The organism is Candidatus Bathyarchaeota archaeon, from assembly GCA_026014585.1.
Lineage (GTDB): Archaea > Thermoproteota > Bathyarchaeia > Bathyarchaeales > Bathycorpusculaceae > Bathycorpusculum.
Map to the genome: position 1 here is coordinate 173,227 of JAOZIA010000024.1, position 16,320 is coordinate 189,546.

The following is a 16,320-nucleotide window of genomic DNA, read 5'->3' on the forward strand; positions in this document are numbered from 1 at the left end:
GAGCACCACACATATGTGGGCTAATTACCTACTGTTTAAATATCTCTGGGGGTATGGTGTAGTTTATGACTTATCGAGCGCAAACTGGTTCGCGCAGGGGTTCTGGCAAAAAACCCCAGAAAACCACGCGAAAAACAAAAGCAAAACCTAAAACAAAACAAGCAAAAACAACCAAACGAATTTACACACGCAAAGAAGAGCCTGTTGTTTTGCCCAAAGAAGTAGCGGAGAAAACTGTTGCTAACCTCAACAGGTTAGGAGCCCAAACCTTTGCAGTTTCACCATTTAGCAATTATTTTGATGAGTGGTTAACAAATCTGCGGATGGCAATTTCAGAGTTTGAATCCAGCCCGCAAATCACCGCAGATGAAGAGTTTAACAAGCAACGAGCCCAAATTTTCCTTGATATTGAACGTGAATTGGCTGATAAGCGAATACAAGAAACCGACCTGACAGGAGACGCTAAAACCCTGCATGACCAAAACCATTTGCTGGGCGATTTAGACGCTGAATATGCTAATAAGAACCGTGAGTTAAGTGACAAACGCAATGCAGACGTGCAAAGATTAACTAATAAAGTCCACGAGTTGGAAGTCGCGTTGGATGAGGAGCAAACAAAGAAATTTGGCTTTTTCCAAGTGAGCGCAAAACGGGAATCGGCAAAGAAAATCAGTCAGTTAACTGAAGATTTAGCAAAAGGCAAAAGCGAACTAGAGGTTACTTTGCAGAATTTTGATGTAGAGCAAGAGAAGCTTCATGACAATTATGAGAAGAAAAAGCAGGATGTTATGCAGACGATTCGGGAACTGGAAAAGAAGCTTGAATGGCTTGAAACTGACGCTTCAGTGCAGGCAAGAAAAACAGCTTGTGACGCTTTAGTATCTGCTGTGAACACTTTAATTGGAAGAATATCACCTGTCAAGGATGCAGCCGATAAGTAAATATCGGTGATTCGTTGATAAGTGTTGTTTTTATATAAGAAATGGCAAAGTAAACATGACGATTAAACTCTTATCTCGTTGGACTGTGTATTAATGAGAAAGACTATATTTAAAAAACTTGAAGCTCAAGGCTTAATAGCCAACTATAACAGGCTACGTAAGAACCTGCCGCCTAAGCTTCCAGACAGAGTCTTCATTTGGGATGAAACATTCAGGGAAGGCATAAAGTCACCAACAGTTTTTCTAACCTATGTTGAACAAGTAAAACTTGCCAAGTTAATGGATGAAACAGGCGTATCCATAATTAACGTTGGGTTCCCCGCCATATCCGAAGAAGAAAAACGCAACGTCAAACGCATCGTCAACGAAAGCTTCCAACACGCAAAACTCACCGCTTCAGCTGAACCCACCAAAAACAGCATAGATGCTTGTCTTGAATGTGGCATAAAAGAAATCACTCTTGAAACCCCAATTAACGGATTAAATCTTCAATGTAGACTAAAAACAACCAAAGAACAAGCTACACAAAAAATCTTAGACAGCATCGACTACGCTAAAGACCATGGAGCAAACTTGAACTTTGTGCTTATGGATGGCACACGAACCCCCCTTGAAGACATTTTAATGATTTTTGAAAAAGTTGCTCAGGCAAAAGTGCAACGCATCGGCATTGCTGACAGCGTTGGCTTCATGAGACCCCTTTCTATGCGTTATCTAATTTCACATATTCGGGACGGATTACCTGACGCAGTTAAAAAGAAGATTCCGCTTTCAATTCACTGCCACAATGACTTTGGGCTAGCCACCGCGAATACACTAGCAGCGGTTGAAGAAGGCATCGCGTATGTGCACACATGCATCGCAGGCTTTGGCGAACGCGCGGGCATCGCACCTTTTGAAGAAGTAGTCACTTCACTGGAGCTGCTCTATAATATTGACACAGGCATTGACCTGGGCAAAATCAGCCGTGTAGCACAAACCGCAGAGAAAGCCTTTGCATTGCCAATTCAATTCCACAAACCCATCATCGGCGAAAACATTTTCGCACACGAAGTGGAAGAGGACGTGGATGAAATGCTGGCACATCCGCTGGTTTATGAGCCGTATCCACCTGAAATTGTTGGTAAAGAAACCTCAATTTTTGTCGGCAGAAACACGGGGCAAACCATGATTCAGCAGTTGCTTGAAAAAGCAGGTATTCGTGCGTCTCCGCGGCAGATGGATGAGTTGTTCCGTAGAATTAAAGGTCCACAGGAAAGCCTTGACAAAGGCGAAGCCCAAATGACCTATTATCAGGTCAAAAAGCTTATGCGGGACCTCTTAAAAGGCTACAGCATGGATGAGTTCTGGCGTTTAGCAGAGCAGGTTACAAGACAAAAACCGAAAATACCTAAACCAGAAAAAGGCTCCCATTCAGGGTCATATCAAGGATGCTAAATCAGCCTTTATTTTCTCTATCTCTTTTTTAGTTGGCACCCACGGATAATTGTAAATGGGTCCTGAAGGTTTTTCGTTATAGAAGGGTCGATTGCAGTTTGGGCAACCGCTGGTCTGAAAAGCCGCTCCCCGCTCAACAACACTGTTTAGAGCATCGGGGTTTAATCCGAAACTGGCGATTTGATATTTTTCGTCAAAGACAAAATTGTCCGCGTGTCCTTTGCCGTTTACGATTAAGTAACGTGCAAGCTGAACTCGCCTGTAAGAGCCAAGGTTGGGCGGCGGATGCGTCTCCATTGCAGTTCCACGGACAGGTGTAAACGCGAACAGTGCAGGCAAAACCCCCAAATCCACGCATTTCTGGATGAACTGCACTGCTTCTTTTTCAGTTTCACCCAAACCCACAATCAGATGCGTACTCACATTACCCACACCAAAAACCGCCAACGCCTCCTCAAGCAACCCCAACACATCATCCCAGCGGTAGCAACCACCAGACGCCTCTCCCTTGATAATGTCAAAAAGCTCAGGGGTTGCCGCATCCAAGGCGATTCCGATTCTGTCTGCACCTGCCGGTTTGAGGAGTTGGATGTTTTTGGTGTTGAGGGGTTGGCAGGAAACCGAAACAGGAACCGCCACACAAGATTTTATCGCTGTTATTAGCGCGTAGAGGTCGAGGAAGACTTCGGGGTAGTTGAGGGCTTGGATGCAGACGCGGTAAATTTTTCCAGTTTCAACTGCTTTAGCGAGCGCAGATAGAACGTTTTGGGTTGGAAATGTTGGCCATATCACGCGGGAGAGCAACTCAGTTTTGCTTTGGCTGCCTCGGGCTTGGGGACAGAACCCACAGTTTCCCACGCACTTGCCCGTGTGATGGGTCATGAGGTACGCGGTTGTGGGCGATGCATCCAACTTGCCCTCCGCGAGTCCAAGAACGATGGCGCTGCCTACCGAAACCCTAACAAGTTCAGGCAACGCAGACGTTTTGCTCATGCTATCTCCCGTTTGTTGTTTAGTGGCTAAAGGCGGATTTATCAATAATGGTCAAATTCAACATACTAATGCACTTGAAATCAGCCAATATGGACCTACCCTCTTAGGACTTTAGACCCCTCTATAGTTCCTGCATTGAATTTCTATTAGGAGCCTAATAGGAAATGTTAACGATTCATCTGTCATACCTGAAAAGGAACTAAGCTTTTTTTGATAGACTAATTATGCGGCTTGCTAGCGAAACCAGCCAAAACCCAAGATAGGCGTACTGCACAAACAGGTAAACAGCTTGAGTTGGCAGTAGCAGAGTTAAGACAACGCCGATGTAGAGTGCGCTGCCCATGTATTTGCCGACTAGGTCGTAAACTTTTTGGGTTAAACGGCTGGTAACCACAAAAATCACAAACGAGGCAACAATAAGCAGAGGCAACCAAACAGGATAAAACCCTTCAACGGTGAAAAACACGAAAACCCCAAACATCAACACAAAATCCGTCGCCGCATCCAAAAAAGCTCCAAATCCCGAAGCCACCCGCAATTTGCGCGCTAAGTAACCATCAAAAAAATCCGTAGCCGCCGCAAAAGCCAGCAGTCCCAAACAGGCGTAAATGTTGCCGACTGTGAAAAGGTACACGAAGAAAGGCAAAACTGCCACTCGCAATGAGCTGATGGCAGCGGGAAGAAGGATTTTTGTGTCCGTATTGTTCACCTATGGTTCTAGTTGGCTTGCTTCTTGCTGTAGATATGGCTTGTTGTCTTCGCCGCGGTATGCCTGCAAGGACGCAATCACTGTGCCGTTATAGTCCTGCACTATCTGAATCATTTGTGCCTGAGCATTAAAGGGGTCCATGCCACCTGCAACCACGACTATCACGGTGTTGGTTTGGTTTAGGTCTCCGATTCTTTGCAGTTGCGTAGTGATTGTGGGTCCAGGACTAAAATCGTAGATTGGCCAAAACAGCCCCAGCAAACTATAGTTGCCAATGTCTGTGGGGGCTTCTGGACTGGCAGTGGCGATTTCCACGCGCCAACCCACCGATGCCAACCCTTCTGCGTATGCGTAGGTGTTGTCATATGCGTAGCTGGTTAAGCCTGGATGATAAATTAGAAGTGCGGTTTTTGTGCCGTCCGCGTTTAGCACATCCGTTGGGGTGGCTACTTCACGGTACACACTATACTCTAAAACTCCAACGACTACCAAGAAAGCTGCAAGCAGAACTAAGAAGACTGCAAGAACGATTTTTTTCCATTTTTTCTGTGGCCAAAACCTCATCTTTTCACCTCCACCAGTTGTGTTACCGCATCACATCAAGAGGGTCTGCCAACTCTGAGAGGTTTCCCAAAAAGGGCAAGCAGCACGTAGAAGTAGGTTCATTTTTTGTTTTTGGTTGTGCTCTTTGAACTCTTCTATAAGTTGGATGCTTTGTTATAGCTATTTTAAGTAAGAATTTGTATTTGTGCGTTTCCTTTTTTGCTGGTTTGACAAGCCACGCCCGCAATGCTGTTATGTTTGAGCGGTTCGGTTGAATAAACAAACAAAAAAAGAAAAAGAGACGCCTAAGCGCCTAAAACTTACCCTTACGCGATGAAAACACATCCATGTTAAATCGCGACAGAATAATCAACGCAATCCCCAACCCAATTGGTATGGTATAGAGAGCCACGGTAGCATTAAACACGCCAATAAAAGGCAAAGCCAACACAGCAGCCTCTTGAGGCATTGTAAAACCGAAAGGATAATTCTGTGGAAGGGTAACAAAATTTACAACTGACATCAGAGCAACGCGCAATAGAATACCCAAAGCTGTACCTGTGATAATCACCATTTTGAGGTTTTGCCGCAATTTTTGAGTCAAGTCACCAGTTTTAATGTCGCGAGTAGAAAGCATGTACGGGATATAGACACCTAATAGCATTGACAGTACTGCTGCGAGATTATAGAATGGTCCTGCTGGCAGTGGACCTGGGTTGACTGCTAACAATACAAATGAGTTAATTATGGCAATCAAAACGCCTTCTTTGTACCCTATAGCGAAGAATGCCACAACAAGAGGAATTTCCCATAGTTGATATTGCAGGTATGGTGCGTATGGTGCAGGGAATTTTGGTCCGACAAGGGTGATGGCTACGGTTAATGCAGTGAAAATTATGATTAGGGATAGTTTTTTTGTGTTCATTATTGTTTCACTTGGTGCTTAATGTTCAGGGTTAACTATTTAAGAGTAGCTACTCAAAAAAAAGTACCAAAATTGGGTAAACTGATAAATCATGCCACACCAAAATATCATCGGTGAAAAGCTTGTCGGAAACCACCACCTTCTCAAACATTAACCAAGCAAAAAACTGGCTTCAAACAGAATCAGCAACCACACTAAACCCAGTTCAAGCCAAAGCCAAACAACTCAAAGAAGATCTAGAAGCAACAATACAAAACCTCTCCGAAGCCAGCAAAATGCTACTTGACAACAGCCAACGGGAAATCGAAAAACGCAACATGAAAGTCTACAACCGCGCCCGCGCCCTTAGCAAAATCAGCCAAACCTTCATCGACCGCATCAAAAAACTTGACACACCCCAAACCATCACCTACGACAAACTAAACATGTACGCGCAAGAAACCCAAAAAATCATCCAAGTCACCGAACAAGACACCAAAAACTGGTTCCCCAAAATTTCACCATTCTTCATCATGGACCGACGAAAATTCCTACAGATTCTTGAACGCACAAAACTAACCCACAACACCCTAACCAACTTCTTAAACAAGGAATACATAAAAACCAAAACGCTCGAAGACGCCGTAAACCTTCTGGGCGAATCTGAAACGTTGGAGGAGCAGCTTAACCAAGCCAAGCAAGACATAGAAAACGTGAAAGATGAGCTGGCACCTGTCGAGAGCGAAAGTTTAGCGCTAGAGCAGAAAGTAGACGATTTAAAAACTGACGAGTTAATCAACAAACTCAACAGCGTAAACCAAGAAATAGAAAACCAAAACGCCGAACTCAAAAATGTGCTGCGTCACATGCAGAAGCCATTTTTGAAGATGCAAGCGTTGGCGTCGTTTGGCGGCGGCGCAGGAACTACACCTGAGGAGTCTCAGAAGCTTAACCTGTACATGGAAAACCCGTTTGAAGCATTTTCCAGCGAGCCCCAAGGGTACCCTGTCCTTAAGAGTATTCTTCGCAAGCTATCAGGCTTAATTGAAGAGGATAAGCTTAAACTAAAAAGTGATAAAGCCCGAAAAGCCGAGCAATCCATAGGAGAAATCCTGCAAAACGACACGCTCAAGCAGCTTCAGGTACGCTGCATCGAATTGGCGAAATCAAGACAGGAAATCTCGAACTCTCCGGTGATGGAACAGATAAAATCTGACTTGTCCACGTCACAGGAGCAGCTGGATTTGATTTCTGCCCGAAAAAGCAGCATCCAAACCCTACAAGAAACCAAAGAACAAGCATACAATGAAATATTGGAAAAAATTAACGCCAACAAGCGTACTGTGGAAAAGGACGTGTTGGAATCGTTGGGAAAGAAAATACAAATCCAATAACCCAAGATTCTTGAATTAAAACCTCAACAAACAAAGCCCTTAAAAACAAAACCCATCAAATACTGCTTACATGAAAACGCTCACAGTTGTTGCCAGTTCAGTCCTCATATTATTTTTAGTGTTTTCAGTACTTAACATCAGCATCGTCCAATCATGGTATTATATAAATTCGTCGTTTAATGCACAAAAAGTTTCCGTTGGCATTAATAGCGCTCTTGCTTTAAGCCCTAACGACAATCCAATCATAGTTTTCAACAACCAAGGAATAAAATACGCATATTGGACCGGCTCACAATGGAACATACAAACAGTTGACACATCCACAGACAAAAACACCTACCCATCCCTTGCCCTAGACTCAAAAGGCAACCCCCACATATGCTACACAGGACAAAACCAAGAACTAAAATACGCCACCCTAACCAACACAACATGGAACATACAAACAATAAACTCAACCCATAGCTATGACGGAACCCCCTCCATCGCAATAGACACAAAAGACAAACCCCACATATACTATGCTCAAGCAATGAATGCAGGACCCTTCAAATCATCCGTGAAATATGCTAGCTGGAACAGCACTACCTGGGACATACAAACTGTTGACCAAAACGGTTGGATGGGGCATCTTGTTTTAGACTCAACCGGAACACCCCACATAGCCTACCACAGTACATCTGGAGAGCTAAGATACGCCACTTGGAACGGCACCAACTGGGACACCAAAACGCTATACCGACTTGCAGGTTATTCTTCTCTTGCCTTAGACCCCTCTGGAAACCCACAAATTATCTTTTCGGGAGCATATGGTATAGAGAAAGCTGTTAAAACAGGCACCACATGGAACATACAAATCTTAAGTAGTTCAGACTACTACGGGGGTTTCATATCATTAAAGCTTGATGCCAACACAAAACCACAAATAATTCATTCAGGCGATGGAGGTTTGAAATATTTAAACGGTTCAAGTTTTGAAAAACAGTTTGTATACCATTATAGCAAAGGCATTACATCTATTGAAGGGGGCTCTTTTGTTTTGGATTCAGAAGAAAACCCGCACATAAGCTTTACACATACTGGCGATTTGATGTATGCTTCTTTTGGAACAACCCAAGAAACACCAACAGTCACACCAACAGAAAACCCCACACCAACCAGCCCCACGTGCACTGTCGTCTACATACTCATAGGTGCAGTTGTCATAGTTTTGGTTTTGGCGGTTTTGCTACGGCAAAAAAGAAAAAAGAATTAGCCTTTTAAGAGGAAATGCCAAAGCCAACACCAATACATGTTTTCTGGGATTTCCAAAGTTCTTAAAAGCAAAAAGGCATGCATAGTGTTATAGACGCTTACATGAGTAAATCTGCCTTAACCTGCATAGTTCTCTTCATAATCTTAGCATTTACCCTTGTTTGCAATTCAACCTATGCAACAGACCAAGAATGGAATATGGAAAATTTAGCCAAAAATACGTGGGGGGCTTCACTTGTTTTGGATTCTTATGGCAATCCTCACATCAGTTATAGTGAACTAAGGGGGGATTTGAAGTATATTTGGTGGACAGGAACGAATTGGAATAATCAAACGGTGAAAATAGGCGCTAATCCGGGCTCTATTTCTCTTGCTTTGGATGCAAATAATAATCCCCAAATAGCTTATGCACCTAACGGTGCAGGCGGCATAGCATATGCTAACTGGACAGGAACAAAATGGGACATACAGCTCGTTGCTCGATCCGCTATGTTAGGCAATATCGTCTTAGATTCACAAGAAAATCCACACATAAGCTATACTACTGCAGACGCCAACATCTTAATGTACGCCAATTGGAACGGAGCAACCTGGGACATACAAACAGTCGATGAAACACCCGGAAGTTGGCCGTCCTCTCTTGTTTTGGACCCATCAGGAAACCCCCATATCAGCTACGATAATGACGGTTTAAAGTATGCCAGTTGGACAAACTCAAAATGGACCATACAAGCCATCGATACAAACGCTTATTCAAGTGGTTCTCTGGCATTAGATTTTCAGGGTAAACCCCACATCTGTTATGTTGATTATTTTTCTAACGGTTCAGATAGCTATATTGTTGCCTTAAAGTATGCCAGCTGGACAGGCACAGACTGGAACACGCAAACAGTATACTCCGCTGATAACGTGGACTTTGGAGGTATTTCGCTTGTTTTAGATGCAAAAAATAACCCACACATAACCTATTGTATTGGTAACCCTTATCGTGCAGGTCAAATTCATATTTTCAGCCTAAAATATGCATATTGGGATTCGGAATCTTGGGAGACACAAACAGTAGACCACAGCGGCGGTGGCAGCATTCTAGCCTTAGACTCAACGGGAAACCCACACATATGCTACAGCTATTACTACAATTATGAATTAGGCTTGAAATATGCCTACGTTGGTGCACCAATGGAAACACCCGAACCAACACCAAACAACCATGAGGTACCTGCTGAATACATCTACGCGATAGTTATTGGTTTAATTGCACTGATTTTAGCAGTTTTACTCTTACTTAAGAAGCAGACAAAAAATCAAAAATCCACAAACCCACTTAACTAACAGAAGCCCCTTAATGGCTCTTGATATACGGTGAGAACAACAGGAGTTAGAGAAAAAGTGTTTTTGGGTTGTGGGGTTTGGAGATAGTTTGAGGGGGAGAAGGGAGAGCGTACGAAAATTATTAGTCTCTCCAAACCTTTCCACCCAACCCGATGTCCGGTTCCTTTTTGCCCTCCGTTACGATGATTCTACAGTGCCTTGAATGCCTCAAACCATCTGGTATAGCTGGTTAGCATATCCAGTGAGACACTTGGTTTTCGTTCTTCGAGGATTTTGTGGAAATCAGTCATTTTAAGCGCTCGCGGCTTAGCTTCTTTATCTGCCGCTTTGCCTGACTCAAAGAATTCACCAATTAGGCGCAGTTGTGCTGATTGGCAAACGTCTCGGATGTCGCTGCTGCTAAAGCCGTCTGCAAGTCTTGCCAACTCGTTTAGGTCCACATCAGATGCGATGCGCAGATTACTTGAGTAAATCTTGAACATGTTTAGGCGTGTTTGTTGGTCTGCTAGTGGAACTAAGATACGTTTCTGGAAACGTCTGATAAAAGCCCAATCCAAATCCCAAGGCTTGTTAGTTGCACCAATCACGTAAACGTGCAGGTTTTTGCCCTTGTCAGTGATGCCGTCCATTTCTTTGAGGAATTGGTTTCTGACACGAATTTCGCCGCCGACCTCGTTACTGTGAGTGCCCATAAGAGAGTCCAACTCATCCACGAATACAATGGCAGCTTTGCCTTCTGTTGCGTTTTTGCGTGCAGCATTAAACAGTTTAGACACATTCTGCTCAGCTTCACCAAGCCACTTACTCATAACTGAAGCAGCATCAATACTGTAAAAGTTCGCATCAATCTCAGTTGCAACCGCAGCCGCCAACAAAGTCTTACCGCAACCAGGAGGACCAAACAACAAAATTCCACGAGGCCACCCCAACGGGAACAAGTCAGGACGCTGAACAGGATAAACAATGGCTTCTTTCACAGCTTTCTTTGCAGTTTCCAAGCCGACAACCTCATTCCAGCTGACGTTTGGACGCTCATTAACCACGAGTTCCTCAGCTGGTTTGCCGCCGCTTCCGCCGCCTTCCATTGTAGCACCGCCGCCCTGTGCATCTTCATTGGTTACTTCTCGCATTTCGTTACTGGAAACTGCGCCTTGCAGGGCTTTGATGCGTTCTTGATAGGCGATTGCTCGTTGGACGTAAACCTTGTTTAATCCGTAATCGGGGTAAAGCTGCACAAGTTGCAGCAGGCTTTCGATGGCTTTTTGGTACAGGGTTATTGCTCTGCCTTTTTGGCCTTGTTTATCCATTTTGACAGCTTCCAGCGCATATGCTGTTGCTGCCTTTTCAAGTTCATGTGAAGCGCTCATTTGGTTCCCTCTCCTTGGTTTGGTTTTTACTCTGGCGATTTTACTTCTATCTTAATTTTCCCTTGACTTCCCAAATTCTCTAAGGCATGCTCAATGTCCTCGTTGGAAGCTTGCAACTCATTTGAACAACGACTAAGGTCAATTTCACCGTTAGTTTTACGAACATACTCCAATAGCACATCCTCAAGGGTTTGCTGTTTTACCTTCATGGTTATTTCTTTAATCTCAGATTTCTTGTAAGTAAACATGGTTTTGGAAACATCAAAACCAGATTCCTCAGTGACTTTGCGTCCAGAAGCTGAAGATGACGTAGCTGACAGGGCAACCAGTTCCTTGACAGGCATCTTCTTCTTTTCTTTCACTGGAGCAGCATTAATTGGTGGTTCAGGCAATTCTTGAGCAAGTTTTTGCTCGATGAACCCTGAAACTTCCTTGAGGATTTCTTCGCCACTTTCAGTCTTCTTGCCAACAGGAACTAAAGTTTCAGCATCCTGCTGCATCTTAGTAGCGTGAAGTGTTTCTTGAATAGTTGAGTTAACATTATCTAATTCCGAACTGACATCAGGCAAAACCTGGAAGAGATCTGAAGACACGTTGGAGAGTAGTTTAAGCGCGGGTTTTAAGTCCACAACTATGTCGCTTAACTCTTTGATAGTGTCTAAGCGTAAAATGACACGTTCAATTGCGAGTTGTACATTGCTTAAGAACTGAATTAGTTTGCGTACTTCTGCAATTTCGTTAGCGCACATTGCAGCTCGGTCTTTATTGTTCTTCTTGAGTGCGCTCATACAGTTTTCGAAAAGAATGCGGTCCCGCTCACGAAGGCGGAAACTTGCTTGTTCTAGCTTATTCTGCTGAACTTTAAGCGTATAAATGGATTTTGTAGCAATCTCACGGATAGGTGGAGGGTTAGAATTAGTTAGACCTTTAATCGTCTTGTTCCTCCTTGCCCTCGTATCCATGAATTTTTTTCAGGTTATAGTCCTGATTTTCCGACGTCTTTTACGTAAACGACAACTGGTGGTTCTGGAAGGTCAGTCTTTGTGTTTGTGCTCTGGTTTGCGTTTGTTGTGCTGACGGTTTCTGCGTAAACCTTGTTGGTTTTTGGTGGACTTGTCTCTGGTGGGGGTGAAATGTCGCCAAGAAGGGTCGATGCGATTTTGCTTTTCATCGCTTCAAGGTCTGCTTTTTCAGCGGTTATGCGTTTCTGGTTGTCCAACAACATTGCAGATGAGGTTTTGTATGTATCATCGTCAATTTGTCCGATGCCGTGCTCAATTTCGAGGTTTGCGAGTGCATAATTTAGAGCTTTTAGTGCTTCGTTGCAGTTGTCTATTTCGATTGTTGCCTCGTCTGTTGTAACCTGCGCATCTTTTTTGAGTTGTTCTAGGGCGTTTTCAAAAGACACGTGAAGTTCTTCATAAACTTCAGCTGGAATTCTGTGTTTTTCCATTGCTTCTTTTGCAGCTTGGTCTTTTCGCCAGATGAGGGGAATTTGGTCACAGAGCATAAGGGCTTGAGTTTTAATTTTTGAAAGGAAAGTGATTTCGGAGCCTACAACTTTTAGGTGTTCAATAGGCATTTTTGAGAATTTACCGTTACCAAATTCGATGAAGACTGCATCAAATTTTCCGTTTGGGGTAAGTGTAAAGGAAGCTATTTTTCCGATTATTTTACCATATTCGTTTTTCACGGGTTTACCAAGAGAAAGAAAAAGATTGGGGGTAGACATTTTCTTTTTTTATTCCTCCTATTTTAGAATCCTTCGGTTCTTTGGGCTTGAGAAGCTGGGCTGGCTGGCATTCCTGCGGGTAGGTCTGGGAATTTGTCTTTGATTTTCTGTTCTGCAACTGTTGCTGCTTCGACTAGAATCTTGGATGCATCGTCGTTTACTGCGTCAAAGTTAAGGGTCATTCCGCTGCCTTGGCCTGCTTCAATCATGATTCCACTTAGCATGTTTCCGATTTCCCCAAGTTCATTTTCTGCTTCGGGGAATACGCTGACTAGTCCACTGCGGACTGAACGAAGGACACCAACTGCTGGTCCTAATGTGGATACTACATCACCCAATTCTGAGACGGTACGTAATCTTAATGTGATTTGTTCAAGAGCAAGTTTGGCATTCATGATTAATTTGGACATTTTGCGGACTTCGGCTAGCTCGTTTGCAAAAACGTTTGCTCTTGCAGTGTCGTGTTTTGTGTATGCATCAACGATTCTTGCGAAAATTGCTTTGTCTCTTTGGCTGAATCGGTCGGTTGCTTGGTCAAGTTTTTGGACTTGAAGCTCGATGCGTCTTACTGCAAAATCAAGTCGTGGTTTTAGTGGTCCTGGCGGGTTAACGGCGTCTTTTATGTGGTTCCCGAGGGGTTGTTCATCCCGTTTAGCTTCCCATTTTTTTGCGAATCGTTCTGACAATTAATATTCCTCCTAACTGCATTGAACTGCAGGAAACAATCTTATACATTGTTAATATGGCAGAAATATGCACGTATATACGTAGGTGTATATGCTACGTGAAATTGCCTTTTTTGCTTTAACTTTATGATTAAATGCTGAACGTGACGCATGGTAAATTATACATAAATATGTTAGTTAGACTAAAAAGACGCATGATGTAATTGCTAGACAAAGGTGAAAACATTGAACGACAGATTAAAAGTATTCGTCATCATCGGGGTTCTCGGTTTTGTCGCAGGCATCATCGCCTATTCAGTAGCCACATATTTCATCCCATGGCTCATCGAAGTTATGCCATCAATCAGTGGAGTAGCACCCTTCCTAATATCAGGAATTGTCGGCGCCATATTGACAGTATTGCTGGTAGCCATCTGGGCAATGTTAACAGGCAAACGAAACTACCAATAAACACAGAGCCAAAAGGCTCGACCTTTCTTTAAAAAACCAGTAAACACTCTTTCTTCTCAGCCAAAATTTTTTTGTTCTTTCTGAAAGCAACACAACTCAACTGCCAAACAGGTTTCCTGCAAGACATGTGTAGGGGTAATCTTGAATTTTTAGGGAAATAATATAAATCTTAGACTGAAGCTAACTTTTAAAAGTCAAAGAAAGATATGCACATTTAGCGGTAAAGTGCCTATGGCAGAAAAAAAAGACTATTACGAAGTTCTCGGCGTAGAAAAAAAAGCATCTGACAGCGAAATCAAAGATGCCTACAGAAAACTAGCCATGCAATACCACCCTGACCGCAACAAATCAGCGGACGCAGAGGAAAAATTCAAAGAAATCAGCGAAGCCTACGCGGTACTCTCTGACCCACAAAAACGTCAACAATACGACCAACTTGGACACTCAGGCTTTGACCAACGCTACAGCTCAGAAGACATTTTCCGAGGTGCAGATTTTGACTCAGTTTTTCGCGACATGGGCTTTGGTGACTTATTCCGAACTATTTTCGGAGGCGGATTCCAAACTGAACGCATCAACCGCGGTCAAGACCTTGAATATTTACTAGATATTTCTCTTGAACAGGCAGCAACGGGCATTGAGAAAGAAATTGAGGTGCCCCGAAGTGAGCACTGTGATGTTTGTGGCGGCAGCGGCGCTCAGCCAGGAACTAACCCTAAAACTTGCCCCCGATGTGGCGGACAGGGCAGAGTTCAGAGTATGCGGCAGACCCCATTGGGAACGTTTATGCAGGTAACGAGTTGCCCGATGTGTCGTGGACGGGGAAAAATCATTGAAACCCCCTGCAGCAACTGCCGAGGCTCAGGTATAGTTAAGAAACGCCGAAAAATCACAGTAAAAGTCCCCCCGGGCATGGAAGATGGAATGCATCTGCGTTTGCGAGGCGAAGGCGAAACCCCACCAAACAATGGAGAACCAGGCGACCTCTACGTAGGCGTACGCGTAAACCCCAACCCCGACTTCATCAGAGACCAAGACGACCTCTACCACGTCGAAATGATAAGCTACCCCCAGGCGGCACTGGGCGCAGAAATCACCGTACCAACCCTCATCGACGGCGAACAAACCGTGCGCATTCACGCGGGCACTCAGGTGGGCGAAACCATCAGGTTACGCGGCAAAGGCATGCCACGATTCCGAGGCTACGGCAGAGGCGACCTCATCATCCGTGTGGGCATAGCGGTACCAGAAAAACTCACCAAAAAACAAAAAGAACTCCTCGAAGAACTCGCAAAAGAATTGGGTACTGAAGTATCAAAAGGCAGAAAATTCAGACTATAACTTCTTACATTGCTTTTTATCAAAAAAGCTTTTTCAAGTAAGTAATTGAAGGTTTAACTGCTTTGCCAGTGCCTTGTACCTGTTTCTAACTGTAACTTCGGTGACTCCAGCTGCTTCAGCAATGTCTTTTTGCGTTTTCTTCTCATTGTTTTGTAGACATGCGATGTAGAGCGCTGCGGCAGCCAACCCCATAGGGTCTTTCCCCGCAGCAACACGCTTACGTCTAGACTCCCGAAGAATCGCTATAGCTGCACCTATTGTTTTACCTGAAATTTCATTTTTTTCTGCAATTTTGGAAACATAAATCAATGAGTCAGCAACGGGCATATGAACATTAAGCTCTTGAAGCAGTAACCTATAGCAGCGGGCAACGTCTTTCTTGTCAACCAGGCTAGCTTCAGAGATTTCATGAAGTGACCGGGGTATTCCGCTTTCGCGGCAAGCCGCATAAAGTGCAGCTGCAGAGATAGAGTTGATTGACCTGCCTCTGACTAAGCCTTTTTCTAAGGCTTTACGGTAGGTAACAGCTGCTTTTTCTTTGATTGGTTGAGAGACACCAATATTGCTTGATAAACGTTCAATTTCAGACATTGCTTGTGCAAGGTTTCTATCAACTGACGAATGCACACGACTGCGGATTTGTCATTTCCTTAGACGCCACATTTGAAGCCTAGTTGAGAGGGGAAGTTTTCGTCCGAAGGCATCTCTGTCCACTTGGCTAATTGCAGTGGATAAACCCTTGTCGTGAATTGAATATAAGGTGGGCATACCAACACGACTTCGGGAGGCTTTCTCTTGTACAGTAAAGGCACGCCATTCAGGTCCTTTATCTAACATCTGTTCATATAAGACAAGACCACAGTCTCCACAGATGGTTTCGCCTGTGTCGTAATCGTGAACAAGATTTTTGCTTGCACACTCTGGGCAGGTATCAACTAAACGCTGATGCGGTTTAACTGTTTCTTTGGCTGTACTTAATCGGGTTATACTCATTTTTCCAATTCCATTTTTTCTTGCCCAGAACCATTACTGAATCAGAAAAGCAACATAAGGCAGAAAAGTGAATAATGTAATCTGTGCACCCATTTTCTAAGAGGCACATACCATATATGGCTTTGCCATCAACAATAGGAATATTATACTCTTAGTTGTCCTTAAAACAAGCAAGACAACAAATGCCACGATTCCACGGTTACGGCAGAGGCGACGCCCCCAAAGAAATTGCGATAAAGGTTAA

The 16,320-nt window shown here is 43.8% G+C and carries 15 protein-coding genes and 1 pseudogene; 7 read left to right on the forward strand and 9 right to left on the reverse strand.

What is annotated here, in order from left to right; genetic code table 11:
* Positions 1-65 precede the first annotated feature (65 nt).
* Both NWF01_10145 and NWF01_10150 read left to right on the forward strand, forming a co-directional pair.
* Positions 66-941: a hypothetical protein gene (locus NWF01_10145; GenBank protein MCW4025376.1), complete on the forward strand. Its 876-nt coding sequence runs from the start codon at positions 66-68 to the stop codon at positions 939-941.
* Between the two features lie 93 nt (positions 942-1,034).
* Complete coding sequence (locus NWF01_10150) at positions 1,035-2,378, forward strand: hypothetical protein (GenBank protein MCW4025377.1); 1,344 nt, start codon at positions 1,035-1,037, stop codon at positions 2,376-2,378.
* Here the strand turns inward: NWF01_10150 and NWF01_10155 are convergent.
* From NWF01_10155 to NWF01_10170, 4 genes are all read right to left on the reverse strand, one after another.
* Complete coding sequence (locus NWF01_10155) at positions 2,361-3,371, reverse strand: radical SAM protein (GenBank protein ID MCW4025378.1); 1,011 nt, start codon at positions 3,369-3,371, stop codon at positions 2,361-2,363. The genes NWF01_10150 and NWF01_10155 overlap by 18 nt on opposite strands.
* Before the next feature lie 199 nt (positions 3,372-3,570).
* Positions 3,571-4,080, reverse strand: a complete 510-nt coding sequence (locus tag NWF01_10160; protein ID MCW4025379.1) for a CDP-alcohol phosphatidyltransferase family protein — start codon at positions 4,078-4,080, stop codon at positions 3,571-3,573.
* A complete protein-coding gene (locus NWF01_10165) occupies positions 4,081-4,644 on the reverse strand; it encodes a hypothetical protein (GenBank protein ID MCW4025380.1) in 564 nt (187 codons plus the stop codon).
* 292 nt (positions 4,645-4,936) lie between these two features.
* Positions 4,937-5,548 carry a hypothetical protein gene (locus NWF01_10170; protein ID MCW4025381.1) on the reverse strand — a complete coding sequence of 204 codons (612 nt, stop codon included), beginning with the start codon at positions 5,546-5,548 and terminating at the stop codon, positions 4,937-4,939.
* Positions 5,549-5,670: 122 nt separating this feature from the next.
* On the opposite strand from NWF01_10170, the gene NWF01_10175 reads away from it, so the two are divergent.
* From NWF01_10175 to NWF01_10185, 3 genes are all read left to right on the forward strand, one after another.
* Positions 5,671-6,921: a hypothetical protein gene (locus NWF01_10175; protein MCW4025382.1), complete on the forward strand. Its 1,251-nt coding sequence runs from the start codon at positions 5,671-5,673 to the stop codon at positions 6,919-6,921.
* Positions 6,922-6,991: 70 nt separating this feature from the next.
* Positions 6,992-8,176, forward strand: coding sequence for a hypothetical protein (locus NWF01_10180; protein MCW4025383.1), 1,185 nt, complete (start codon positions 6,992-6,994; stop codon positions 8,174-8,176).
* Positions 8,177-8,253: 77 nt separating this feature from the next.
* Complete coding sequence (locus NWF01_10185; protein ID MCW4025384.1) at positions 8,254-9,507, forward strand: hypothetical protein; 1,254 nt, start codon at positions 8,254-8,256, stop codon at positions 9,505-9,507.
* 188 nt (positions 9,508-9,695) lie between these two features.
* Here the strand turns inward: NWF01_10185 and NWF01_10190 are convergent, their stop codons facing one another.
* The 4 genes from NWF01_10190 to NWF01_10205 form a co-directional block, all read right to left on the reverse strand.
* Positions 9,696-10,874 carry an AAA family ATPase gene (locus NWF01_10190; protein MCW4025385.1) on the reverse strand — a complete coding sequence of 393 codons (1,179 nt, stop codon included), beginning with the start codon at positions 10,872-10,874 and terminating at the stop codon, positions 9,696-9,698.
* Between the two features lie 26 nt (positions 10,875-10,900).
* A complete protein-coding gene (locus tag NWF01_10195; GenBank protein MCW4025386.1) occupies positions 10,901-11,662 on the reverse strand; it encodes a hypothetical protein in 762 nt (253 codons plus the stop codon).
* Between the two features lie 188 nt (positions 11,663-11,850).
* Positions 11,851-12,606 (reverse strand): CdvA-like protein, encoded by a 756-nt coding sequence (locus NWF01_10200; protein MCW4025387.1) that lies wholly within the window; start codon positions 12,604-12,606, stop codon positions 11,851-11,853.
* 23 nt (positions 12,607-12,629) lie between these two features.
* Entirely contained in the window at positions 12,630-13,292 is a 663-nt protein-coding gene (locus tag NWF01_10205) for a Snf7 family protein (protein ID MCW4025388.1), read from the reverse strand.
* Between the two features lie 225 nt (positions 13,293-13,517).
* On the opposite strand from NWF01_10205, the gene NWF01_10210 reads away from it, so the two are divergent.
* Entirely contained in the window at positions 13,518-13,742 is a 225-nt protein-coding gene (locus tag NWF01_10210) for a hypothetical protein (protein ID MCW4025389.1), read from the forward strand.
* Between the two features lie 231 nt (positions 13,743-13,973).
* Positions 13,974-15,083 carry a molecular chaperone DnaJ gene (gene dnaJ / locus NWF01_10215; protein MCW4025390.1) on the forward strand — a complete coding sequence of 370 codons (1,110 nt, stop codon included), beginning with the start codon at positions 13,974-13,976 and terminating at the stop codon, positions 15,081-15,083.
* 33 nt (positions 15,084-15,116) lie between these two features.
* On the opposite strand, the pseudogene NWF01_10220 reads toward dnaJ, so the two are convergent.
* Positions 15,117-16,076 (reverse strand): annotated as a pseudogene (locus NWF01_10220) (transcription initiation factor IIB).
* Positions 16,077-16,320 lie beyond the last annotated feature (244 nt).